The 22,374-nt window shown below is 70.5% G+C and carries 14 protein-coding genes, 2 pseudogenes and 1 riboswitch; of the genes and pseudogenes, 5 read left to right on the top strand and 11 right to left on the bottom strand.

Going from position 1 to position 22,374, the window contains the following annotated elements:
- Positions 1 to 386: pseudogene (locus tag ABZ646_RS05605) on the bottom strand (GNAT family N-acetyltransferase); the annotation flags it as partial.
- A 223-nt stretch (positions 387 to 609) separates the two neighbouring features.
- Between ABZ646_RS05605 and lon the strand changes: the two are divergent.
- A complete protein-coding gene (lon, locus tag ABZ646_RS05610; RefSeq protein ID WP_360513248.1) occupies positions 610 to 3,030 on the top strand; it encodes an endopeptidase La in 2,421 nt (806 codons plus the stop codon).
- 70 nt (positions 3,031 to 3,100) lie between these two features.
- Here lon and ABZ646_RS05615 read toward each other — a convergent pair.
- From ABZ646_RS05615 to ABZ646_RS05630, 4 genes and pseudogenes are all read right to left on the bottom strand, one after another.
- A pseudogene (locus ABZ646_RS05615) lies at positions 3,101 to 3,529 on the bottom strand (GH25 family lysozyme); the annotation flags it as partial.
- Complete coding sequence (locus ABZ646_RS05620; RefSeq protein ID WP_360513250.1) at positions 3,528 to 4,598, bottom strand: ABC transporter ATP-binding protein; 1,071 nt, start codon at positions 4,596 to 4,598, stop codon at positions 3,528 to 3,530. The gene ABZ646_RS05620 and the pseudogene ABZ646_RS05615, both read right to left, overlap by 2 nt.
- Positions 4,599 to 4,661: 63 nt before the next feature.
- Entirely contained in the window at positions 4,662 to 5,915 is a 1,254-nt protein-coding gene (locus ABZ646_RS05625) for a DUF2092 domain-containing protein (protein WP_360513252.1), read from the bottom strand.
- A 411-nt stretch (positions 5,916 to 6,326) separates the two neighbouring features.
- Positions 6,327 to 7,337, bottom strand: coding sequence for a polyprenyl synthetase family protein (locus ABZ646_RS05630; protein ID WP_360513254.1), 1,011 nt, complete (start codon positions 7,335 to 7,337; stop codon positions 6,327 to 6,329).
- A gap of 895 nt (positions 7,338 to 8,232) precedes the next feature.
- Positions 8,233 to 8,429: riboswitch (cyclic di-AMP (ydaO/yuaA leader) on the top strand.
- A gap of 5 nt (positions 8,430 to 8,434) precedes the next feature.
- Between ABZ646_RS05630 and ABZ646_RS05635 the strand changes: the two genes are divergently transcribed.
- The gene (locus ABZ646_RS05635) at positions 8,435 to 8,917 is read left to right on the top strand and encodes a transglycosylase SLT domain-containing protein (protein ID WP_360513256.1); all 483 of its coding nucleotides are present in this window, start codon (positions 8,435 to 8,437) and stop codon (positions 8,915 to 8,917) included.
- Between the two features lie 13 nt (positions 8,918 to 8,930).
- On the opposite strand, the gene ABZ646_RS05640 is transcribed toward ABZ646_RS05635, so the two are convergent.
- Complete coding sequence (locus ABZ646_RS05640; protein WP_360513258.1) at positions 8,931 to 9,737, bottom strand: HAD family hydrolase; 807 nt, start codon at positions 9,735 to 9,737, stop codon at positions 8,931 to 8,933.
- 618 nt (positions 9,738 to 10,355) lie between these two features.
- Positions 10,356 to 11,621, bottom strand: a complete 1,266-nt coding sequence (locus ABZ646_RS05645; protein ID WP_360513260.1) for an ATP-grasp domain-containing protein — start codon at positions 11,619 to 11,621, stop codon at positions 10,356 to 10,358.
- A 255-nt stretch (positions 11,622 to 11,876) separates the two neighbouring features.
- Here ABZ646_RS05645 and fahA point away from each other — a divergent pair, with 255 nt between their 5' ends.
- Together fahA and ABZ646_RS05655 are read left to right on the top strand one after the other, a co-directional pair.
- A complete protein-coding gene (gene fahA / locus ABZ646_RS05650) occupies positions 11,877 to 13,088 on the top strand; it encodes a fumarylacetoacetase (RefSeq protein ID WP_360513289.1) in 1,212 nt (403 codons plus the stop codon).
- Between the two features lie 220 nt (positions 13,089 to 13,308).
- Entirely contained in the window at positions 13,309 to 14,247 is a 939-nt protein-coding gene (locus tag ABZ646_RS05655) for a M56 family metallopeptidase (RefSeq protein ID WP_360513262.1), read from the top strand.
- A gap of 35 nt (positions 14,248 to 14,282) precedes the next feature.
- Here ABZ646_RS05655 and recQ read toward each other — a convergent pair whose 3' ends face one another.
- Entirely contained in the window at positions 14,283 to 16,286 is a 2,004-nt protein-coding gene (recQ, locus tag ABZ646_RS05660; protein ID WP_360513291.1) for a DNA helicase RecQ, read from the bottom strand.
- A gap of 297 nt (positions 16,287 to 16,583) precedes the next feature.
- Here recQ and ABZ646_RS05665 point away from each other — a divergent pair, with 297 nt between their 5' ends.
- Positions 16,584 to 17,102: a hypothetical protein gene (locus tag ABZ646_RS05665; protein WP_360513264.1), complete on the top strand. Its 519-nt coding sequence runs from the start codon at positions 16,584 to 16,586 to the stop codon at positions 17,100 to 17,102.
- Positions 17,103 to 17,192: 90 nt separating this feature from the next.
- On the opposite strand, the gene nuoN is transcribed toward ABZ646_RS05665, so the two are convergent.
- From nuoN to nuoL, 3 genes are read right to left on the bottom strand one after another with little or no spacing between them, the layout of a single operon-like run.
- On the bottom strand, positions 17,193 to 18,842 hold the full coding sequence (gene nuoN / locus ABZ646_RS05670; RefSeq protein WP_360513266.1) for an NADH-quinone oxidoreductase subunit NuoN: 1,650 nt from the start codon (positions 18,840 to 18,842) through the stop codon (positions 17,193 to 17,195).
- Complete coding sequence (locus ABZ646_RS05675) at positions 18,839 to 20,410, bottom strand: NADH-quinone oxidoreductase subunit M (protein WP_360513268.1); 1,572 nt, start codon at positions 20,408 to 20,410, stop codon at positions 18,839 to 18,841. Before ABZ646_RS05675 ends, nuoN begins: the two co-directional genes overlap by 4 nt.
- Before the next feature lie 5 nt (positions 20,411 to 20,415).
- On the bottom strand, positions 20,416 to 22,362 hold the full coding sequence (gene nuoL, locus ABZ646_RS05680; RefSeq protein ID WP_360513270.1) for an NADH-quinone oxidoreductase subunit L: 1,947 nt from the start codon (positions 22,360 to 22,362) through the stop codon (positions 20,416 to 20,418).
- Positions 22,363 to 22,374 lie beyond the last annotated feature (12 nt).

The raw sequence follows: 22,374 nt of genomic DNA on the forward strand, positions 1-22,374 counted from the left end.
GGGGCCGGCCGGCGGCCCGGCCCGGCCGCCCCCACGACCGGGCGGAGCGTCACCCCGGCGGGCAGCACGGGGGGCGCCACGGTCAGTTCCCCGACCGGCGCGATCACCACCGTCTCCGTGGGCTCGGGAACGAAGCCCGCCGCCCGCAGCCGGCCGGTGAGGTCGGCCGGGGTGTCGTAGCCGCACACCTTCCACTCCACCGCCTCCCCGCGCGCCGCGAAGAAGTCCCGTTGCCGGGCGATCAGCGCGTCCAGCTCGGGGCCGGGCAGGCCGCCCCAGTCGGAGGGGCCGGTCACGAAACCCCGGGGCCGGCCCACCACCCGGTGCACGGGGCCGTCGCGCTCGTACGTGATTCCCGGCGCCGGGACGGGCCGTACGGTGCGCATCTGGGTGTCGTAGGCGGCGAGCAGGGCCGCCGTGCTGTCGGTGTCCGTCACCGGCCGACCGTACGGGGAATGCGCCCGTGCCGATCAACTGTTTTTCCGGCCGTGCGAGCGGCTCCGGCCAGGTCACCACTTGATCGCTCAGAGCGAACATATGCACGGGAACATTTCTGGGTGCCCAAGCATTGAGTCGGCATAGCTCAAGTTCACTGCCGAAGGGGAGATCATGGCTTCGACGTCCGCATCACTCACCCTCCCTGTGCTGCCGCTCGACGGCGAAGTCGTGCTGCCCGGGATGGTGGTCCCGCTGGACCTCAAGGACCCCGATGTCCGTGCCGCCGTGGAAGCGGCGCAGGCCGCCGCCCGTACCGAGCCCGGCAAGCCCAGGGTGCTGCTGGTGCCGAGGATCGACGGCACCTACCCGGGCACCGGTGTGCTCGGCACCGTGGAGCAGGTCGGCCGGCTCGCCGACGGTGACCCGGGCGCGCTGATCCGCGGCCGCTACCGGGTGCGCATCGGCGCCGGCACCACCGGCCCGGGTGCCGCCCTGTGGGTGGAGGGCACCCGCGTCGACGAGAACGTCCCGGAGCCGGTGCCCGGTCATGTCACCGAACTGGTCAAGGAGTACAAGGCCCTCGCCACCGCCTGGCTGCGCAAGCGCGGCGCCTGGCAGGTCGTGGACCGGGTGCAGGCCATCGACGACGTCTCCGCGCTCGCCGACAACTCCGGCTACTCGCCCTTCCTGACCACCGAGCAGAAGATCGAACTCCTGGAGACGGTCGACGCGGTCGCCCGGCTCAAGCTCGCCACCCAGCAGCTGCGCGACCACCTGGCCGAGCAGGACGTGGCCGAGACCATCGCCAAGGACGTCCAGGAGGGGGTCGACAAGCAGCAGCGCGAGTTCCTGCTCCGCCGTCAGCTGGAGGCCGTCCGCAAGGAGCTGCGCGAGCTGAACGGCGACTCCGCCAAGGAGGGCGAGGAGTCCGACGACTACCGCGCCCGCGTGGAGGCGGCCGACCTGCCGGAGAAGGTCCGCGAGGCCGCCCTCAAGGAGGTCGACAAGCTGGAGCGGTCCAGCGACCAGTCCCCCGAGGGGTCGTGGATCCGCACCTGGCTGGACACCGTCCTCGAACTGCCGTGGAACGAGCGGACCGAGGACGCGTACGACATCCAGGGCGCCAAGGCGGTCCTGGACGCCGAGCACGCCGGTCTGGAGGACGTGAAGGAGCGGATCACCGAGTACCTGGCGGTGCGCAAGCGCCGCAGCGACCGGGGGCTCGGGGTCATCGGCGGGCGCCGTGGCGGTGCCGTGCTGGCCCTCGTCGGCCCGCCCGGTGTCGGCAAGACCTCGCTCGGTGAATCGGTCGCGCACGCCATGGGCCGCAAGTTCGTCCGCGTCGCCCTCGGCGGTGTGCGGGACGAGGCCGAGATCCGCGGTCACCGGCGGACGTACGTCGGCGCCCTGCCCGGCCGGATCGTACGGGCGATCAAGGAGGCCGGTTCGATGAACCCGGTCGTCCTGCTCGACGAGATCGACAAGGTGGGCTCCGACTTCCGCGGCGACCCGGCGGCGGCTCTGCTGGAGGTCCTCGACCCGGCGCAGAACCACACCTTCCGCGACCACTACCTGGAGGTCGAACTCGACCTGTCCGACGTGGTCTTCCTGGCCACCGCCAACGTCCTGGAGGCCATCCCGGAGGCCCTGCTCGACCGTATGGAACTGGTCCGCCTGGACGGCTACACCGAGGACGAGAAGGTCGTCATCGCCCGTGACCACCTGCTGCCGCGCCAGCTGGAGCGGGCGGGGCTCGCCACGGACGAGGTGACCCTGGCCGAGAGCGCGCTGCGCAAGCTCGCCGGCGAGTACACACGGGAGGCGGGCGTGCGCACCCTGGAGCGGTCGATCGCCCGGCTGCTGCGCAAGGTCGCGGCCCAGCACGAACTGGGCGAGCGGGAGCTGCCGTTCACGGTCACGGACGCGGACCTGCGCGCCCTGATCGGCCGGCCGCACCACGTGCCCGAGTCCGCCCAGGACCCGGCCGAGCGCCGGACCGCGGTCCCCGGTGTGGCCACCGGTCTCGCGGTCACCGGAGCGGGCGGCGACGTCCTCTTCGTGGAGGCGTCGCTGGCCGACCCGGAGACGGGCGCGGCGGGTCTGACCCTCACCGGCCAGCTGGGCGACGTGATGAAGGAGAGCGCGCAGATCGCCCTGTCCTTCCTGCGCTCGCACGGCGCCGAACTGGAGCTCCCGGTCGGCGACCTGAAGGACCGGGGTGTGCACATCCACTTCCCGGCGGGCGCGGTCCCCAAGGACGGCCCGAGCGCGGGCGTCACGATGACCACGGCGCTGGCGTCGCTGCTCTCCGGGCGGCTGGTCCGCACGGACGTGGCGATGACCGGTGAGGTCTCGCTGACCGGCCGGGTGCTGCCCATCGGCGGTGTGAAGCAGAAGCTGCTCGCCGCGCACCGCGCGGGGGTGACGACCGTCATCATCCCGAAGCGCAACGAGGCCGACCTGGACGACGTCCCGGCCGAGGTGCTGGACAAGCTCGACGTCCACGCCGTGACCGACGTCCGGCAGGTCCTGGAACTGGCGCTCGCGCCCGCCACCAGCGGGGCGACGTCGGAGGTACCGGCAGCGGCGTGACGGACGCTGCCGGACACGGCAGGGCCCGGGTCCCCGAACGGGACCCGGGCCCTCGCCCGGTCCGGGAGGGTCAGCCGTTGGCGAGTGCGACCACGCTGTCCAGGGTCCCGTTGAACTTGTCGTGGTCCCCGACCGTCGGACCGGTCGACGTGTACTGCCACATCGTGTACGACGACCAGCCGGCCGGCAGCGTGCCCACCTCCGAGGCGTACCGGGCGACCCAGAGCGGGTTGGCGGCGGCGAACCCGGCGTAGTTGCCGGTGCAGTCGGACCACCAGCTCGTCGCCGTGTAGATGACGGCGTTGCGGCCCGTCCGCGCCTTGTACCGGTTCAGGAAGTCGGTGATCCAGCCGACCATCCCGCTCGCGGACTTGCCGTAGCACGCGTCGCCGTACGGGTTCCACTCGATGTCGAGGACGCCGGGCAGGGTCCGGCCGTCCTTGGACCAGCCGCCGCCGTGGTCGACGAAGTAGTCGGCCTCACGTCCGGCCGTCACGTCAGCCTGCGACATCGAAGCCCTCCCCTGTCAGCGCCACGAACGCGTCCTCCAGCGAGGCCCGTTCGACCAGAAAGCCACGGACCCTGACGCCCGCCGTGACGAGCGCCGCGTTCACTTCTGCCAGGTCGCGCTCGGGCGGTTCGCCGGTCACCCGGTCGTCGGTCACGATGACGTCGGCTACGCCCAGTTCCTTGAGCACGCGGGCCGCTTCCCCGGGGTCCGGGGTGGTCACCACGAGGCGGCCGCGGGCACCGGCCGCCAGGTCGGCGACCGCGCCCTGGGTGATCAGCCGGCCCTGCGCCATCACGGCCGCGTGGGTGCAGACCTGCTCGATCTCGTCGAGGAGGTGGGAGGAGAGGAAGACGGTCGTACCGTCCCCGGCCAGTTCCCGTACCAGCGAGCGGATCTCCCGCATGCCCTGCGGGTCGAGACCGTTGGTCGGCTCGTCCAGGACCAGCAGCTTGCGGGGCTGGAGCAGCGCGGCGGCGAGCCCGAGGCGCTGTTTCATGCCAAGGGAGTAGGCCCTTGCCTTCTTCGCCGCGGCGGCCGTCAGGCCCACCCGGTCCAGCGCGGCCCCGACCCGTGCCCGCCGGGTGCGCGGGTCGGCGGTCGGGTCGGCGGCGTCGTACCGGAGCAGGTTGTCACGGCCGGAGAGGAAGCCGTACAGCGCCGGGCCCTCGATGAGGGCCCCGACCTGGGGCAGTACGACGCGGGAGGCGCCCGGCATCGGGCGGCCCAGGACGCGGGCCGTACCCGAGGTGGGTGTGATCAGGCCCATCAGCATGCGGATGGTGGTGGTCTTGCCGGAGCCGTTCGGACCGAGGAAGCCGAAGACACTGCCCGCCGGGACGGTCAGGTCGAGACCGTCCACGGCGAGCTGCCCGCCGCGGTAGCGCTTCGTGAGGCCGCGGGTGTCGATGACGCTCCCGCTCGCCGGGGCGTCGGCCTCGGCGGTGCCGCCCTCGGGGGTGTCCTCGGGGGTGTCCTCCCGAGGAATGTCACCCCTTGAGGTGTCACCCTCCGCGCCCGGGCCCTCCGGCTCCGGCTCCGCGGCGGACGGTCGGTCCATCGGCTCCCTCGTTTCGTCCTGCCTCGCGGCACAGGGTACGTACTCTCGCCGCGCCGACCCCGGCTAGCCCTCGTTCGCCGCCTTCACCAGGGCCGCCTTGTCCACGGCACCGACGTACACCTTGCCGTTGTCCGTGATCAGGGCGTTGATCAGCCGGGTGGAGAAGACGGTGCCCTTGCCGAACTTTCCGGAGACCGGGTCGCCGAGCGAGCCGAGGAAGCCGCTCAGGTCGCCTGCCTTGCCGGAGGCGGAGCCGGAGCCCGTGGGCAGGCCGCCCTTGCTGCCGGAGTCGAGGACGGCTATGGAGTTCCAGCCCTTGCCGAGGACGTCGAAGCCCTCCTTCTCCAGGCCCTTGGGAGCACCCTTGCCGGGCGTCCCGGTGGCCTTGCCGCTCTTTCCGCTGTCGCCGTGCCGGTCGGACCCGCCGGTCCTGCCCGCCTTGTCGCCCTCGGTGACCTTGGCGCCCTTGGGCGGGGTGAAGTCGAAGGTCGACGCGGCCGGCTTCGCGAAGCTGACCTGGGTGTATCCGGCGTCCACGACGGCCGCGCCGCCGCTCGACGGGGTGAGCGTGAACTTCAGCGGCGTTCCGGTCTTGGCGTCCACCGCGATGCTGATCGCGCCGACCGTCGTACCGGACTGCTTGGGCTTGACGACCAGACGGTAGGCGTCCCGGCCGGCCACCTGGGCGGTGCCGTCGACCTTCACCGAAGTGGTGTCGTCGACCGACTTGAGCACCTGGTCGGCGAAGTCCTTGGGCGTGGCCGGGGCTTCGTGCTGCTCCTTGCCGGAGTCCGCGGCGGTTGAGTGGTAGACCTCGTTGGACTTGCTGTCGTAGCCCCAGACGTCCGTGCCGTTGTGGATGAGGCTGTACTCGGCGCCGCTCTCCAGCAGCGACACTTTCTGCTTCTCGGGGCCGTCGGCGGCCACGCGCAGGGTGTGCGTACCGGTGGCCAGCTCGGTGAGCTTGGCCGTCGGGTCGGCGGAGGAGCCGCCGCCGCCCTGGGTGGCGCCGGACATCAGGCTGCTCTCCAGGCCGCCGAGGTCGGGCAGACCGAGGTCAGTGCTGATCTTCACGGTGCCGGACAGCTGCTGCACGTCCGAGTTGGCGATCTTGTTGATGAGTTCCTGTGCGCTGATCTTCGGCAGGTTGGGGTCACCGGAGTCGGCGAGCGCCGGGACCAGGCCGATCGTGGCCGCGGCCACCCCCACCACCGTGACCGGCACGACGTACCGCGCGGCCTTGCGCCGCCGCTCGGCGCGCCGCTCGTCGTCGGCCTGCGCGATCGCCGCGCTGTCGTCGGATTCGTACGGTGCCATGTGTGCCTTACCTCCGTCGTCGGCGGCGGCCGTCCTCGCACGTGTCCCACCCTGAGCCGCCATTCTCACCCGAATCGGTGAGCGGTGGTGATTTCCGTGGTTTCCATCTCACCAAATCGGAGGCGTTCAGGCGTCAGACCGAGGAGCCAACTCCACGTACGCCTGCGGTATGACATGAGGGCGCCGGCGCCTCCCCCGACCCGTAGGGGTCATACGGTGAAGGCGCCTCCTGCGGGATGTTGGAGTCCGGTGCGGCGCAGGGGGTGACATGGGGTGCCAGGGCAGGTGCCGTCGGGTCGGGGACCGGCCCGGTCCGCGGGCATGGCGCAGGCCGCGGACGCTCCGGTGCGGGGAGTTCGAACAGCCCGGGAGATCTCCAGGGGGATGCGAAGGGCCCGCAGGGTGCCGGGCCTATCCGGCCCGGTGCACCACCGCGTCGCACAGCTCCACCAGCGTGGCCTTCGGGTCGCACTCCGGCAGCGGTGCCAGTGCGGCCCGCGCCTCCTCCGCGTACCGGACGGCGTCCCGGCGCGCCTCCTCCAGCGCCGGGTTCACCCGGAGCGCGGCGAGCGCCTGCGCGTGCCGGGCGTCGTCCGTGAGGTCGGAGTCCAGCAGCTCGCACAGCGCGATGTCCTCGGCCAGCCCCAGCCGGGCTGCCCGCTCCCGCAACCGCAGCACGGGGAGGGTGGGAACGCCCTCGCGCAGGTCCGTGCCCGGGGTCTTCCCGGACTCGTGCGAGTCGGAGGCGATGTCGAGGACGTCGTCGGCGAGCTGGAAGGCGACTCCGAGCCGCTCGCCGTACTGGGTGAGGACGTCCACGACCGTCTCGTCGGCGCCGGACATCATCGCGCCGAAACGGCAGGAGACCGCCACCAGGGAGCCCGTCTTGCCGCCTAGGACGTCGAGGTAGTGGTCGACCGGGTCGCGCCCGTCCGAAGGCCCCGCCGTCTCCAGGATCTGGCCGGTCACCAGCCGCTCGAACGCGAGGGCCTGGACACGGACCGCCTCGGGCCCGAGGTCGGCGAGGATCTGCGAGGCGCGCGCGAACAGGAAGTCACCGGTGAGGACGGCGACGGAGTTGCCCCAACGCGTGTTGGCGCTGTCCACACCGCGCCGCACGGAGGCCTCGTCCATGACGTCGTCGTGGTACAGGGTGGCGAGGTGGGTGAGCTCGACGACGACGGCCGACGGCACGACACCCGGCGCGTAGGGGTCGCCGAACTGGGCGGCGAGCATCACCAGCAGCGGCCGGAACCTCTTGCCGCCGGCCCGTACGAGGTGCTGCGCGGCCTCCGTGATGAAGGGGACCTCGCTCTTGGTGGCCTCTAGCAGGCCTTCCTCGACAGCCGCCAATCCAGCCTGGACATCGGCTTCCAGAGCCTGGTCCCGCACGCTCAGCCCGAACGGCCCGACGACGGTCACGAGGGTCTCCTGTCTGCTGGTGTCCACTGGCGATTACACGGTTTGTCGATAGGTCGCTGCCATCACTCAAGTCAGCGTATCCGGTCAGGTTTCGATCACGGAGGGCGCCCACGGTTACACCCCGGGCGTCACCGGATCACGACCGGTATGTTTTTGATCAGCCGATAAGACCTGACATCTACTGACTTAACAGGAACTGCGGACTCTTGTCCCGGTACGCGGCATACGCCGTGTCCCGAGCCGCCACCCGCCCGGGTACGGCGACGGCCACCCCCGGTGAATCGTTCCGCAGAGACGATCACACTCGCTCCGGCCGATGTCACCCACCTGGACGCACCCTCTCCGCCCGCCGAAGCGTCAGGGCCGCCACACCACGGACACCGGCTCGAACACCCCCTCCCCGGGTGACCAGAATCACGCGCCACACCGCTCGGCAACTCCCGGCACATCGCGAGGCCTTCGCGCGGCCTGCCGTCAACACGGCGACCACACCCGACGAATGACACCCGAAAGGCCTATTCGATCCCTAGGGCATCAAATTTCATCCAATCCGACAATTAGGACAATATCTGAAACCCGGGGCGTCACGGACTACTTCACAACCCCGGCAAGGCAACGCAGGCGGATTCCACGGATCCCTCATGTCTGCTTTGCCGCGATTGCGCTTTCGTGAAGTAGGTCACTTGGGCCCATATGTTCCAAGTGCCGCAAGATGCCCTCCCTCGCCTTTCCCTGTGCGTCAGTTGAGGCTTGGCGACCGCAAAGGATCAAGTGCCTCATACGCCTCAGACCAAGGTCAATCGGTGTGTTGTGTGAATCCACCACTTGTTCCGGACATGTGCTCTCGCATACGTTCCCGCTCGCCGGGCGGACGCCGAATCCTGCCGCCGCCCGTCCTAACCCATCGACGAGTTCATTCGTACGGCAGGAGCGGGGGAACCAGGTAAGTCGCCGGACCGGGGCGGCCGCCGTCATCGACGGACGCCGTCTCGGACCGGCTAGGGGTGAAGTCGCGTCGCCTTCGGGTGGCGCGGCCGGGCACTCCCCGAGCCCGAACCCGACAGCTCACCTCGCAGGCGACGGAGAGGAACTTCGCCATGCCCGCTGCCGCCCAGCCCCGCCGCACCCGCATCGCCCGCACGCTCGCCGTCATCGGTACCGGCGCCGCCGTACTCGCCCTCCCCCTCATCGGCGCGGCCAGCGCCTCCGCCGCCACCCCCGCCACCGCCACGACGGCCTCGACGACGCCCGCCGGGTACCCGAACAACCTCGACGGCTGGATCCGCGAGTCGCTCGCGATCATGGCCCAGAAGGGCATCCCGGGCTCCTACAACGGCATCTACCGCAACGTGATCCGCGAGTCGTCCGGCAACCCGCGGGCCATCAACCTCTGGGACTCCAACGCGGCCGCCGGCATCCCGTCCAAGGGCCTGCTCCAGGTGATCGACCCGACGTTCAACGCCTACCACGTGGCGGGCACGTCGTTCGACATCTACGACCCGGTCGCGAACATCACCGCCGCCTGCAACTACGCCGCCGCGCGGTACGGCTCGATCGACAACGTCTACGGCGCGTACTGACCGACGCCCCGCATCACACGAAGAGTCTTTCGAGGACGACGGCGATGCCGTCGTCCTCGTTCGACGTGGTGATCTCGTCGGCCCTCGCCCTGAGCTCCGGGTGCGCGTTGGCCATGGCCACTCCGTAGGCCGCCCAGTCGAGCATCGGGATGTCGTTGGGCATGTCACCGAAGGCGATGGCCCGTTCGGGACACAGCCCCAAGTGGTCGGCGGCCAGCGCCAGCCCGGTCGCCTTGGTCACCCCGCATGGCTGGAGCTCCACCGTCCCCGGCCCCGACATGGTGACCGTCGCCAGCGAACCCACCACCGCGCGGGCGGTCGCCGCCAGTTCGTCGTCGGACAGGGTGTGGTGGCGCAGCAGCACCTTGCTGATGGGCGCGCACCACAGGTCGTCACGCCGTTCCACGCGCAGCGCGGGCAGCGTGGGGTGGGGCATCAGATAGCCCGGTTCGATGAGCGTGAGCCCGTCCACGCCGTCCTGGTCGACCGCCGCGTACACCTGGCCGACCTCCGCCTCGATCTTGCCGAGCGCGGTCTCCGCCAGCTCCCGGTCCAGGGTGACCGACCACAGCAGACGGTGCGTGCCGGCGTCGTACACCTGCGCGCCCTGGCCGCAGACCGCGAGCCCCGTGCAGCCGAGGTCGTCGAGGAGCGGGCGCACTCTCGGTGCGGGGCGGCCGGTCACCACGAGGTGCGTGGCGCCGGCCCGGTCGGTCCGCGCCAGGGCGGCGAGCGACCGGTCCGAGAGGGTGTCGTCGGCACGCAGCAGCGTGCCGTCCAGGTCGGTGGCGATCAGTGAGTACGGGGAGGGTGCGACCATGATCAGAGAATACGGACAGCACGCCTCTGGGACTCACTGTGCGTTTCGGCCTCAAGTGGCGCCCGCCGCCTCGGTGATGGGGTGTTGTCAGTGAGGCCGAATACGTTCGCGGTGAGGTGGCGGCACCGGTGCGACGGGGGCGGTCGTGGTGACATACGGGACGGCGGGTCTCCGTGCGCATCTGCGGGAGGCGTCGGCCGCGGCGCTGGAGCGGTTTCCGGCGCAGTGGAGACCAGGACCCCCGCACGTCGGCCGGTATCCGGCGGCCGACGCCGACGGTCGCAGCCCTGATGCGGCGACCGGCCACAACGCCGAGCGTCAGGACGAGGCCGAAAGGCGCCTGGCGGATCCGGGCAGGGCGCGCTCGCACTGCCCGTGCCGACTGCTCAACGGCGTCGAGATGCCGTGCAACTGCCGGAGGACCCCGTCTGGAGTGCGTTGCCGGTCGAGGAGATCGGGCGGATAGGACTCCGGTTCGACGGGGACGGCGACGACGCCGAACTGGACGAGGAGCCAGCCCTGTTGGGCTTGGGGTGGCACGGCCGGGACGGGTGACGGCCCGGGACGGGGCGAGCGTCGGGGGGCGAGAGCCGGGTCCGGGGCCGAACACGGTGGCGCCTACCTCCCGGAGGTGCCGGAACCGCGCCGGTTCGTCCGCCACAGCTGGTACAGGTGCTTCGCCCCAGGACGCACGAACCGCGCGAGCATCGTGACGAACGGCAGCGGGTCGTCACCCGCCAGCCAGGCCAGCTCGGTGCCGCTCGGCCGCCCGGGCGCGTGCGGCGTCGTATAGCCGCTGCGGCGGTAGGCCAGGAGGGCGGGCAGGTCGATGTTCTCCACGACATACCGGTGGCCGGCGCGCTGTTCCCCCTCCGGAACGCGGCGACCGGTCAGATCCAGGTGCATGGCGCGGACCACGTCCACACCCGAATCGCTCTCGAAGAGCCGGAACTGGGCGCCCACGCGCGGGTTGAAGTCGAGCAGCTTGTACTGCCCGTCGCGACGGTCGAAGCGCAGGTCGAGGTCGATGATGCCGGTGAAGCCGATCTGTTTGATGAAACGCGCGGCGAGATCCGCGAGTTCCGGGTTGTCCACGACGTACGCGTTCGCGGTCATGCCCGCGTGCGGCGGCCAGGAGCGCACCTTCACCCCGGTGAACAGGGCGCGCGGAGTGGAGTCGGCGTCGAAGTAGGCGTGCACGATCCAGTCCTCGGCCTCCTCCCGCGGCAGGTACTCCTGGAGGATGACACCCGGATGGGTGCCCCAGTCACGGGCGAGGGTGAGCAGCCCCTCCCGGGTGGCGATCCGCGTCGTGCCGTTGACCGCGGGTTGTTTGCGCCGGACGAACGCCTCGCGGTTCTTGGCCACGATCGGGAAGCGCGCCTTCTCCGCGAAGTCGACGATCTCCTCGTACGACTGCGGGAAGGCGGCCTCCGGACTGGGGATGCCGTGTTCCACGCACAGGTCGTGCAGCCCCTGCTTGCTGGCCAGCCGACGCGGCAGTCCGGGCTCCACGCGAGGGAAGAGGAAACGGTCGCCGAGCGCGTCCTGGTGTTCGGCGATCAGGACGGCGGCCTCCTCGTCGGTGGGGATCAGCACGGTCGGACGGCCGATACGGCGGCCGATGCGCAGCAGTCCCTCGACGAGATGATCCGGTTCCTCGGCACCTGTCGTCGGCCATACGAACGCCCGTTTGAGATACCGGGAGGAGGCCGCCGGCGTGTACGGGTCCTCCGTGATCGCGTACATGGGCACGCCGAGGCGACCCAGACTGCGTATCGCGCCGACCCCGCCGTGGTGCAGCGGATAGTCGCCGAACTTGACGATCAGGCCCGGCACGTCGCGGTCCGCCTCGAACGGCACGCTGACGGCATTCCTGGCCACGGGTCCCCCCACGTGTCCCCCCTACGGACCGGACCCACCCCGTCCGTGTCCCCCAAAGGACGCTAAGCCGGAATTGCCCCCTCCGACAAGGCCTATTCGGACATTGCGAACTCTTTAGACACTGCCACGACAGCCGACTCACCCGTAACGTGTGGCGCGACCACATGGAACGCCGTGCACCGTCCCGACGATGTCCCCACATGGCCGGGCCACGCACGACACGGATGAGAGCGAGGCAGCCACCCCATGCCCCCCTTGCCCCCCTTCGAGGTCCCCGAGGGTGACCCCTTCGGCCCGCACAACCTTCCGTATGGCGTGTTCTCGACCTCCGGGAGCACGGAGCGGAGGGTCGGCGTCCGCCTCGGTGACCACGTCCTCGACGCCGGGGCCGCGGCCCTCGCCCTCGGCTCCCCGTACGCCTCCCTGCTCGCCCGCCCGACCCTCAACCCACTGCTGGCGGCGGGCCGGACCACCTGGTCGGACGTACGACGGGCGCTGACCGCCTGGGTGAGCGTCCCCGCGCACCGCGCGACGCTGGAACCCCTCTTCCACCCGCTGTCCGCGGTGACCCTGCACCTGCCCTTCGAGGTCGCCGACTACGTCGACTTCTACGCCTCCGAGAACCACGCCCGGAACGCCGGCCGCATCTTCCGCCCCGACGCCGCCGAACCGCTCACCCCGAACTGGAAGCACCTGCCGATCGGGTACCACGGCCGTGCGGGCACGGTCGTGGTGTCGGGGACGGACGTCGTACGGCCGTCGGGCCAGCGCAAGGCGCCTTCGGACCCGGCACCGGTGTTCGGCCCGTCGGTGCGGCTGGACATCGAGGCCGAGGTCGGCTTCGTCGTGGGCGCGCCGTCGCGGCAGGGGGAGCCGGTCGCGCTGGGTGACTTCCGGGACCACGTGTTCGGGCTCACGCTCCTGAACGACTGGTCGGCACGCGACATCCAGGCCTGGGAGTACGTCCCGCTCGGCCCGTTCCTCGGCAAGTCGTTCGCCACCTCGATCTCGGCGTGGATCACCCCCCTGGAAGCGTTGGAGGAGGCGCGGGTCCCACCGCCCCGGCGGACGCATCCGCTGCTGCCGTACCTCGACGACGCGACGGAAGAGCCCGCCGGCTACGACCTGCGGATCTCGATCGCGATCAACGGGCAGACGGTGTCCGAACCACCGTTCTCCACCATGTACTGGACCGCCGCCCAGCAACTCGCCCACCTGACCGTCAACGGCGCCTCGCTGCGCACCGGCGACCTGTACGGCTCCGGCACGGTGAGCGGCACGGAGCCCGGGGAACGCGGGTCACTGCTGGAGCTGACCTGGAACGGACAGGACCCGCTCGAACTACCGGACGGGAAGCGGACGTACCTGGAGGACGGCGACGTGGTGACGCTGTCGGCGTGGGCTCCGGGGCCGGGCGGGAGCCGGGTCGGGCTCGGGGACGTCAGCGGGCGGATCGTGGCGGGGTGAGGGGCGGCGGAAATCGTTGTGGACGCCTGACTCAACCGGCGCGCACCGTCATACTGGCGTAACACGCACCATGCGCTGCGCCTCCACCGTGCACCACGCGGGACGGCGGCGCACGCACCACGCGATGCACCGGCGCACGCAACCAGCAGCCCAACCGCGTAGCTTCCGCACCACCGCCCCGCCACCGCACACCTCTCCGATCAGGAAACGGAGCCGCGGCATGACCGTCTGCCTGCTCCTGCTGACCGCCGTCGCCCTGACGGCCGCGGTTCCGGCGCCGCGTGCACTGGTGCAGGCCCTGTGGCCGGAACGCGAACCGGTGGTGGCCCTGTGGGTGTGGCAGTGCCTGGTCGCCACCGTGCTGATGTGCTGTCTGGCGGCGCTGGTCCTGGGTGCCGCGGCCGTCTTCCACACCGTGCGCGACCGGGTGTTCGCGCCGGCGCCACCGGCGGTCACCGCGGCGTACGACCTCTCCGTCGCGCCCCTGTGGGCGGTCGCCCTCACGGTGCTGCTGGCGTGCGGGGCCGCGTGGACGACGGCGATGCTCGCCCGTGAACTGGTCGAGGCCCGGCGGGGCCGCGACCGCACCCGCGCGCACCTGCGGGAACGGGCGCCGGAACTGCCGGCCGGGCTGCCGGCGGCACGCGGGCCGATGCTGGTGCTGGAGGACGAGTACCCGGACGCCTGGTGGATGCCCGGGCACCCGCCGCAGCTCGTGGTGACGACAGGGGCGCTGCACCGCCTCACCGACCATCAGCTCGACGCGGTCCTCACCCACGAACGGGGACACGCCCGCGCCCACCACGACTGGCTGCTCCACCTCTCCAGCGCCCTCGCCACGGGATTCCCCCGGGTGCCGCTGTTCTCCCACTTCTGCGACCAGACCCACCGGCTCGTCGAACTCGCCGCCGACGACATCGCGTCCCGCCGCTGCGGCCACCTCACGACCGCGCTGGCCCTGATCGAACTGAACCAGCACCGCGGAGTCCTCTCCTGTGCGTCGAGCCGCCGTCTGCTGGGCGAGCGGGTCGACCGGCTCCTGGAACCGCCTCCGCGGCTGCTGCGCCGCCAACGGGCCCTGACGACGACCGTGGCCGCCCTGATCCCGCTGCTGCCCCTGCTGATCACGTTCGCCCCGGGCCTCACGGCACTCGGCTAGGGTGCTAGGCCGCGTCCTCGGCGGCATCCGCGGGTCTATATCCAGTCCTCGTCCGGCTCGGGCTCCGCGTCCGTCTCGGGCCAGTGGTCCTCGTCCCCGGCTTCCGCCGCCGCAGGAGCCGGGGGCGCCGACGGTTCTGGCGCGTTCAGGGAAGCCAGTACGCCGAGTACGCCTTCGCCGTACGTCATCAGTTTCTTCTCGCCGACGCCGCCGACCGTGGCGAGTTCGGCGACCGTTTCGGGCCAGCGGCTGACGATCTCCCGCAGGGTGGCGTCATGGAAGATCACATAGGCCGGTACGCCGTGTTCACGAGCCTGTTCGGCGCGCCAGGCGCGTAGTGCCTCGAAGGCGGGGAGCAGGTTCTCGGGCAGCTCTGCCACAGCCGCCTTCGCCTTGCTCCTGCCCGAGGACCCGGATGCGCCGGCGGACGCGGAGCGCGGTACCACCGGCTTCTTCGGTTCCTTGCGCAGCGGGACTTCGCATTCCCGTCGCAGTACCGCTCCGCTGGCCTCGGTGAGCACGAGGGTGCCGTACTCCCCCTCGACCGCGAGGAGTCCCTGGGCGAGCAGTTGCCTTACGACGCCCCGCCATTCGCCTTCTTCGAGGTCGGTGCCGATACCGAAGACGGACAGCTGGTCGTGGTCGAACTGTATGACCTTGCCGGTGCGCTTGCCGAGGAGGATGTCGACGATCTGGACGGCGCCGAACTTCTGCCCGCGTTCCCGCTGCAGTCGTACCACTGTGGAGAGGACTTTCTGGGCGGCGACGGTGCCGTCCCAGGTCTCGGGCGGGGTGAGGCAGGTGTCGCAGTTGCCGCAGCCCGCCGGGTCCGGGTCCTGGCCGAAGTAGTTCAGGAGTTGCCCGCGTCGGCACTGGGCGGTCTCGCACAGGGCGAGCATGGAGTCGAGGTGGGCCTGGGCGCGGCGGCGGAAGGCCTCGTCGCCCTCGCCCGACTGGATGAGTTTGCGCTGCTGTATGACGTCGTTGAGGCCGTAGGCCATCCAGGCGGTGGAGGGCAGTCCGTCACGACCCGCGCGTCCGGTCTCCTGGTAGTAGCCCTCGACGGACTTGGGCAGGTCCAGGTGGGCGACGAAGCGGACGTCGGGTTTGTCGATGCCCATGCCGAAGGCGATGGTGGCGACCACTACCAGGCCTTCTTCGCGCAGGAAGCGGGACTGGTGGGCGGCGCGGGTGCCGGCGTCGAGGCCTGCGTGGTAGGGGACGGCCTCGATGCCGTTGCGGCTCAGGAATTCGGCGGTGGATTCGACGGACTTGCGGGAGAGGCAGTAGACGATGCCCGCGTCGCCCTCGTGCTCCTGGCGCAGGAAGGTGAGGAGCTGCTTCTTCGGATCGGCCTTGGGGACGATCCGGTACTGGATGTTGGGCCGGTCGAAACTGGCTTCGAAGTGCCGGGCGGCCGGCATGTGGAGCCGCTGGGTGATCTCCTGGTGGGTCGCTCGGGTGGCGGTTGCCGTGAGCGCGATGCGCGGGACGTCCGGCCAGCGCTCGCCGAGGAGGGAGAGGGCTAGGTAGTCGGGGCGGAAGTCGTGGCCCCACTGGGAGACGCAGTGCGCTTCGTCGATCGCGAAGACGGCGATCTTGCCGCGGCCGAGCAGGTCGAGCGTGGCGTCCAGGCGGAGCCGTTCGGGGGCCAGGTAGAGCAGGTCGAGTTCACCGGCGAGGAACTGGGCCTCGACCACGCGTCGCTCGTCGAAGTCCTGGGTGGAGTTGATGAAGCCGGCGTTCACGCCGAGGGCGCGCAGGGCGTCCACCTGGTCCTGCATGAGGGCGATGAGCGGTGAGACCACGATGCCCGTACCTGGTCTGACCAGGGCGGGGATCTGGTAGCACAGCGATTTTCCGCCGCCGGTCGGCATGAGGACGACGGCGTCGCCGCCCGCCACCACATGCTCGATGATCGCTTCCTGCTCGCCGCGGAAGGCGTCGTACCCGAAGACCTGGTGCAGCGTGGCCAGTGCCTCGCTGTCCGCCGGTCCGGGCCTTTGCGGCGCCTGCGGCGTCTCGGTCGTCCCTGGCATCTCGTCGGTCCCGCCCGTCCCGCCCATCGTCGTGTCCCCCGTACGTCGTCCCTCGACCACTGCCTCCACGATAGGGGTCCGGACCGACAGCGCCCGAGTTGTCCACAGGCCGGCCGCCCGGGAGGGGGGATGCCGGTGCCGGAGTCGCCCGTCCGGCGGTGTCCTCAGTCCTTTGGCGGACTCCGCGTGGCGACCCGGGCGCGGCGCGGGCCATGCTGCACGGGCGGGACCGGGGAGGCCCGCGTCGTAACGGAGGCGCCGCGTTCGCGTGCCTCTTCCGCCCCGAGGAGCTTCAGGATGTCTCTCAGGTCCCGCACGGCCGGCGTCGCGATGGCGCTGGCCGTGCCGTTCGCTCTGGCCGCGGTTCCCGCCGACGCGGCTCCCGTCCCCACCGCCGATCCGTTCGTGTGGACGGATCTGACCCCGGCGTACACGGCGACGGCGGACTACGAGTACGAGCCGTTCGCCGTCACGGACGGGTACGCCCCGGCCGCCGCGTGCGACGCCCGGAGCGGCAAGGGAGGGGCGGGCTACCACTACGTCAGGTCCGCCGCTGTCGGCAGTCTGGACCCGTCCGAGCCGGCGGGTCTCCTGTACGAGGCCGACGGCGACGGCGGGCGTGCGCTGGTCGGGGTGGAGTGGATCGTGCGGGCCGGCAGCGGTACGGCCCCGCCGACGCTGTTCGGCCGGACGTTCCGGGGGCCGACGACGGTTCCGGGTGTCAGGGGGTCGGTGTACACGCTGCGGGCGTGGATCTGGAAGGACAACCCGAGCGGTCTGTTCGCGCCGTGGAACCCGGCGGTGGCGTGCGCGTAGCCGGTCGGCTGCCGGTGGCGTCCGGCCGGGCATGCGCCTGGGCCCCGGTTCCTGCGCGAGGAACCGGGGCCCGTGGTCGTACGGGACGGGTCAGCGCACGAAGACTCCGGCCTGGCTGGCCAGGTCGAGGAAGTACTGGGGTGCCACGCCGAGCACGAGGGTGACGGCGACGCCCAGGCCGATGGCGGCCATGGTGAGCGGTGACGGTACGGCGACGGTGGGGCCCTCGGGCCTCGGTTCGCTGAAGAACATGAGGACGATCACCCGGATGTAGAAGAAGGCGGCGATCGCCGACGAGATCACACCGATGACGACCAGGGGGACCGCTCCGCCCTCGGCCGCCGCCTTGAACACGGCGAACTTTCCGGCGAAGCCGGAGGTCAGCGGGATTCCGGCGAAGGCCAGTAGGAAGACGGCGAAGACGGCGGCCACCAGGGGGGACCGTCGGCCGAGCCCCGCCCACTTGGACAGGTGTGTCGCCTCGCCGCCCGCGTCGCGCACCAGCGTGACCACGGCGAAGGCTCCGATGGTGACGAAGGAGTACGCGGCGAGGTAGAAGAGGACGGACGACACGCCGTCCTTCGAGGTCGCGATGACACCCGCGAGGATGAATCCGGCGTGGGCGATCGACGAGTAGGCGAGCAGTCGTTTGATGTCGGTCTGGGTGATCGCGACGATCGCGCCGCCCAGCATGGTGATGATCGCGACGCCCCACATGACCGGCCGCCAGTCCCAGCGCATGCCGGGCAGCACGACGTACAGCAGGCGCAGCAGCGCGCCGAACGCGGCGACCTTGGTGGCGGCGGCCATGAAGCCGGTCACCGGGGTGGGTGCGCCCTGGTAGACGTCGGGCGTCCACATGTGGAAGGGGACGGCGCCGACCTTGAAGAGCAGGCCCATGACGACCATGGCGGAGCCGATGAGGAGCAGCGCGTCGTTGCCCATGGTGCCCGCGAGGGCGGGGTCGACGTTGGTGACGGTGCCGTCGACGACCTGGGCGATGGTGGCGTACGACACCGAGCCGGCGTAGCCGTAGAGCATGGCGATGCCGAACAGGGTGAACGCGGAGGCGAAGGCGCCGAGCAGGAAGTACTTGACGGCGGCTTCCTGTGACATGAGGCGCTTGCGGCGGGCCAGGGCGCACATCAGGTAGAGCGGGAGGGAGAAGACCTCCAGGGCGACGAAGAGCGTCAGCAGGTCGTTGGCCGAGGGGAACACCAGCATGCCGGCGACCGCGAAGAGGAGCAGCGGGAAGACCTCGGTGGTGGTGAACCCGGCCTTGACGGCGGCCTGTTCGCTGTCGCTGCCGGGGACCGACGCGGCCTGGGCGGCGAAGGAGTCGACGCGGTTGCCGTGGGCCTCGGGGTCGAGCCGACGTTCGGCGAAGGTGAACAGGCCGACGAGTCCGGCGAGCAGGATGGTGCCCTGGAGGAACAGGGACGGTCCGTCGACGGCGATCGCGCCCATGGCGGCGATGTGTGCCTTCGTGGTGCCGTATCCGTCCGCGGCGAGGGCGACGACTGCCGCGAAGGCCGCGCACAGGGCGACGGCGGAGACGAACACCTGTGCGTAGTAGCGGGATTTACGGGGGACGAACGCCTCGACGAGCACCCCGACGATCGCCGCGCCGACGACGATCAGGGTGGGCGACAACTGTCCGTATTCGATCTTCGGCGCGCCGATCTTCGAGATCGGGTCGGCCGCGGTTGTCCACAGGCTGTGGACGGCTGCTGCGCTCACTTCGCCGCCTCCGCCTCGGGCTTGGGGTCGGTCTTGTGTACGTCCGACATGGTCTGTTTGACCGCCGGGTTGACGATGTCCGTGACGGGTTTCGGGTAGACGCCCAGGAAGATCAGCAGAACGATCAGCGGGGCGACGACCACGAGTTCACGCGCGCGCAGGTCGGGCATCGCGGAGACCTCCGGTTTCACCGGGCCTGTCATCGTCCGCTGGTAGAGGACGAGGGTGTAGAGCGCGGCGAGGACGATGCCGAAGGTGGCGATGATCCCGATGGCCGGGTAGCGCGTGAAGGTGCCGACCAGGACGAGGAATTCGCTCACGAAGGGTGCGAGACCCGGCAGGGACAGGGTCGCCAGACCGCCGATCAGGAAGGTGCCGGCGAGCACCGGCGCGACCTTCTGCACTCCGCCGTAGTCCGCGATGAGGCGCGAGCCGCGGCGGGAGATCAGGAAGCCGGCGACCAGCATCAGGGCGGCCGTGGAGATGCCGTGGTTGACCATGTAGAGGGTGGCGCCGGACTGGCCCTGGCTGGTCATCGCGAAGATGCCCAGGATGATGAAGCCGAAGTGCGAGATCGACGCGTAGGCGACCAGGCGCTTGATGTCGCGCTGGCCGACGGCGAGCAGTGCGCCGTAGATGATGCCGATCACGGCGAGGACGAGGATGACGGGTGTCGCCCACTTCGACGCCTCGGGGAACAGCTGGAGGCAGTAGCGGAGCATCGCGAACGTGCCGACCTTGTCGACGACCGCGGTGATGAGGACGGCGACGGGGGCGGTGGACTCCTGCATGGCGTTGGGCAGCCAGGTGTGCAGCGGCCACAGCGGCGCCTTCACGGCGAAGGCGAAGAAGAAGCCGAGGAACAGCCAGCGTTCGGTGCTGGTCGCCATGTGCAGCGAGCCGTTCGCGCGGGCCTGCGCGATCTCCGTGAGGGAGAAGTTCCCCGCGACCACGTAGAGGCCGATGACGGCGGCCAGCATGATCAGACCGCCGACCAGGTTGTACAGGAGGAACTTCACGGCGGCGTACGACCGCTGCGTGGACGCCGTCTCCTCGCCGTGTTCGTGGGCGCGGTCGCCGAAGCCGCCGATGAGGAAGTACATCGGGATCAGCATGGCTTCGAAGAAGATGTAGAACAAAAAGACGTCGGTGGACTCGAAGGAGATGATGACCATCGCCTCGACGGCCAGGATCAGGGCGAAGAAGCCCTGCGTCGGGCGCCACCGCTTGCTGCCGGTCTCCAGCGGGTCGGCGTCGTGCCAGCCGGCCAGCACGATGAACGGGATCAGCAGGGCGGTCAGGGCGATGAGGACGGCGGCGATGCCGTCCACGCCCAGGTCGTACCTGACTCCGAAGTCCGCGATCCATGCGTGGGACTCGGTGAGCTGGTAGCGGGCGCCGCCCGGGTCGAAGCAGACCAGGATGACGACCGCGAGGACCAGGGTGGCGAGCGAGACCAGCAGCGCGAGCCATTTGGCGGCGGTGCGCCGGGCGGCCGGTACGGCGGCCGTGGCGATCGCGCCGACGGCCGGCAGGGCCGCTGTCGCTGTCAGCAGAGGAAAGGACATCGGTATCAGACCGCCCTCATCAGCAGGGTCGCAGCGACCAGGAGGGCCGCGCCGCCGAACATCGAGACCGCGTACGAGCGCGCGTAGCCGTTCTGGAGCCTGCGCAGCCGGCCGGAGAGGCCGCCGAAGCCCGCCGCCGTGCCGTTGACGACCCCGTCGACCAGGGTGTGGTCGACGTACACCAGGGAGCGTGTGAGGTGTTCGCCGCCGCGGACCAGGACGACGTGGTTGAAGTCGTCCTGGAGGAGGTCGCGGCGGGCCGCGCGGGTGAGCAGCGAACCGCGCGGGGCGACGGCGGGGACGGGTCGGCGGCCGTACTGCAGGTAGGCGATGCCGACGCCGATGACCAGGCAGACCATGGTGGCGCCGGTGACGGTGGCCGCGCTGAGCGGGGAGTCGCCCTCGCTGTGGCCGGTGACCGGCTCCAGCCAGTGCAGGAAGCGGTCGCCGATGCTGAAGAAGGCGCCGCCGAACACCGATCCGACGGCCAGCACGACCATGGGGATGGTCATGACCTTCGGGGACTCGTGCGGGTGCGGTTCCGCGTGCTCGCCGTGGTGTTCGGCTGCCGGTTCGGCGCTGGGCGCCTGCGGGGAGCGAGTGGGCTGGTTGCGCCAGCGTTCCTCGCCGAAGAACGTCATCAGCATCACGCGCGTCATGTAGAAGGCGGTGATCGCGGCACCCAGCAGGGCGCAGGCGCCGAGGATCCAGCCCTCGGTGCCGCCCTTGGCGAACGCCGCCTCGATGATCTTGTCCTTGGAGAAGAATCCGGACAGGCCCGGGAAGCCGATGATGGCGAGGTAGCCGAGGCCGAAGGTGATGAAGGTGACCGGCATGTACTTGCGCAGGCCGCCGTACTTGCGCATGTCGACCTCGTCGTTCATGCCGTGCATGACGGAGCCGGCGCCGAGGAAGAGGCCTGCCTTGAAGAAGCCGTGCGTCACCAGGTGCATGATCGCGAAGACGTAGCCGATGGGGCCGAGGCCGGCGGCGAGGACCATGTAGCCGATCTGCGACATGGTCGAGCCGGCGAGCGCCTTCTTGATGTCGTCCTTGGCGCAACCGACGATCGCACCGAACAGGAGCGTGACGGCGCCGACGACGGTGACGGCCAGCTGGGCGTCGGGGGCGGCGTTGAAGATCGCTCCCGATCGGACGATGAGGTAGACGCCCGCGGTCACCATGGTCGCCGCGTGGATGAGGGCGGAGACCGGGGTGGGGCCTTCCATGGCGTCCCCGAGCCAGGACTGCAGCGGGACCTGTGCGGACTTGCCGCAGGCGGCGAGCAGCAGCATCAGGCCGATCGCGGTGAGCCTGCCCTGGGAGGCGTCGCCGACGTGGCTGAACACGGGCCCGAAGGCGAAGGTGCCGAACGTCGTGAACATCAGCATGATCGCGATCGACAGGCCCATGTCACCGACGCGGTTGACGAGGAAGGCCTTCTTCGCCGCGGTGGCCGCGCTGGGCTTGTGCTGCCAGAACCCGATCAGCAGGTAGGAGGCGAGACCGACGCCCTCCCAGCCGACGTACAGCAGCAGGTAGTTGTCGGCGAGGACGAGCAGCAGCATCGCCGCGAGGAACAGGTTGAGGTAGCCGAAGAAGCGGCGGCGGCGCTCGTCGTGCTCCATGTACCCGATCGAGTACACGTGGATGAGCGAGCCGACGCCGGTGATCAGCAGGACGAAGGTCATCGACAGCTGGTCGAGGCGGAAGGTGACGTCCGCCTGGAAGCTGCCGACGGAGATCCACGTCCACAGGTGTTGGGTGAGCGTGCGGTGTTCGGCGTTCTTGCCCAGCAGGTCGGCGAAGAGGATCACGCCGAACACGAAGGAGGCCGTCGACAGAAGGGTGCCGATCCAGTGCCCCACGCCGTCCAGGCGGCGGCCGCCGACCAGGAGGACGACCGCTCCGAGCAGAGGCGCCGCGATCAGCAGCGCGATGAGGTTCTCCACGATTCAGCGACC

It is taken from the genome of Streptomyces sp. NPDC007162 (genome assembly GCF_040634175.1).
GTDB lineage: Bacteria > Actinomycetota > Actinomycetes > Streptomycetales > Streptomycetaceae > Streptomyces.

Excerpts from the sequence above, each read along its gene's own strand:
- lon (WP_360513248.1), top strand. The coding sequence starts at position 610 with ATGGCTTCGACGTCCGCATCACTCACCCTCCCTGTGCTGCCGCTCGAC.
- ABZ646_RS05620 (WP_360513250.1), bottom strand. The coding sequence starts at position 4,598 with ATGGACCGACCGTCCGCCGCGGAGCCGGAGCCGGAGGGCCCGGGCGCG.
- ABZ646_RS05625 (WP_360513252.1), bottom strand. The coding sequence starts at position 5,915 with ATGGCACCGTACGAATCCGACGACAGCGCGGCGATCGCGCAGGCCGAC.
- ABZ646_RS05635 (WP_360513256.1), top strand. The coding sequence starts at position 8,435 with ATGCCCGCTGCCGCCCAGCCCCGCCGCACCCGCATCGCCCGCACGCTC.
- ABZ646_RS05640 (WP_360513258.1), bottom strand. The coding sequence starts at position 9,737 with ATGGTCGCACCCTCCCCGTACTCACTGATCGCCACCGACCTGGACGGC.
- ABZ646_RS05655 (WP_360513262.1), top strand. The coding sequence starts at position 13,309 with ATGACCGTCTGCCTGCTCCTGCTGACCGCCGTCGCCCTGACGGCCGCG.
- recQ (WP_360513291.1), bottom strand. The coding sequence starts at position 16,286 with ATGCCAGGGACGACCGAGACGCCGCAGGCGCCGCAAAGGCCCGGACCG.
- ABZ646_RS05665 (WP_360513264.1), top strand. The coding sequence starts at position 16,584 with ATGTCTCTCAGGTCCCGCACGGCCGGCGTCGCGATGGCGCTGGCCGTG.
- ABZ646_RS05675 (WP_360513268.1), bottom strand. The coding sequence starts at position 20,410 with ATGTCCTTTCCTCTGCTGACAGCGACAGCGGCCCTGCCGGCCGTCGGC.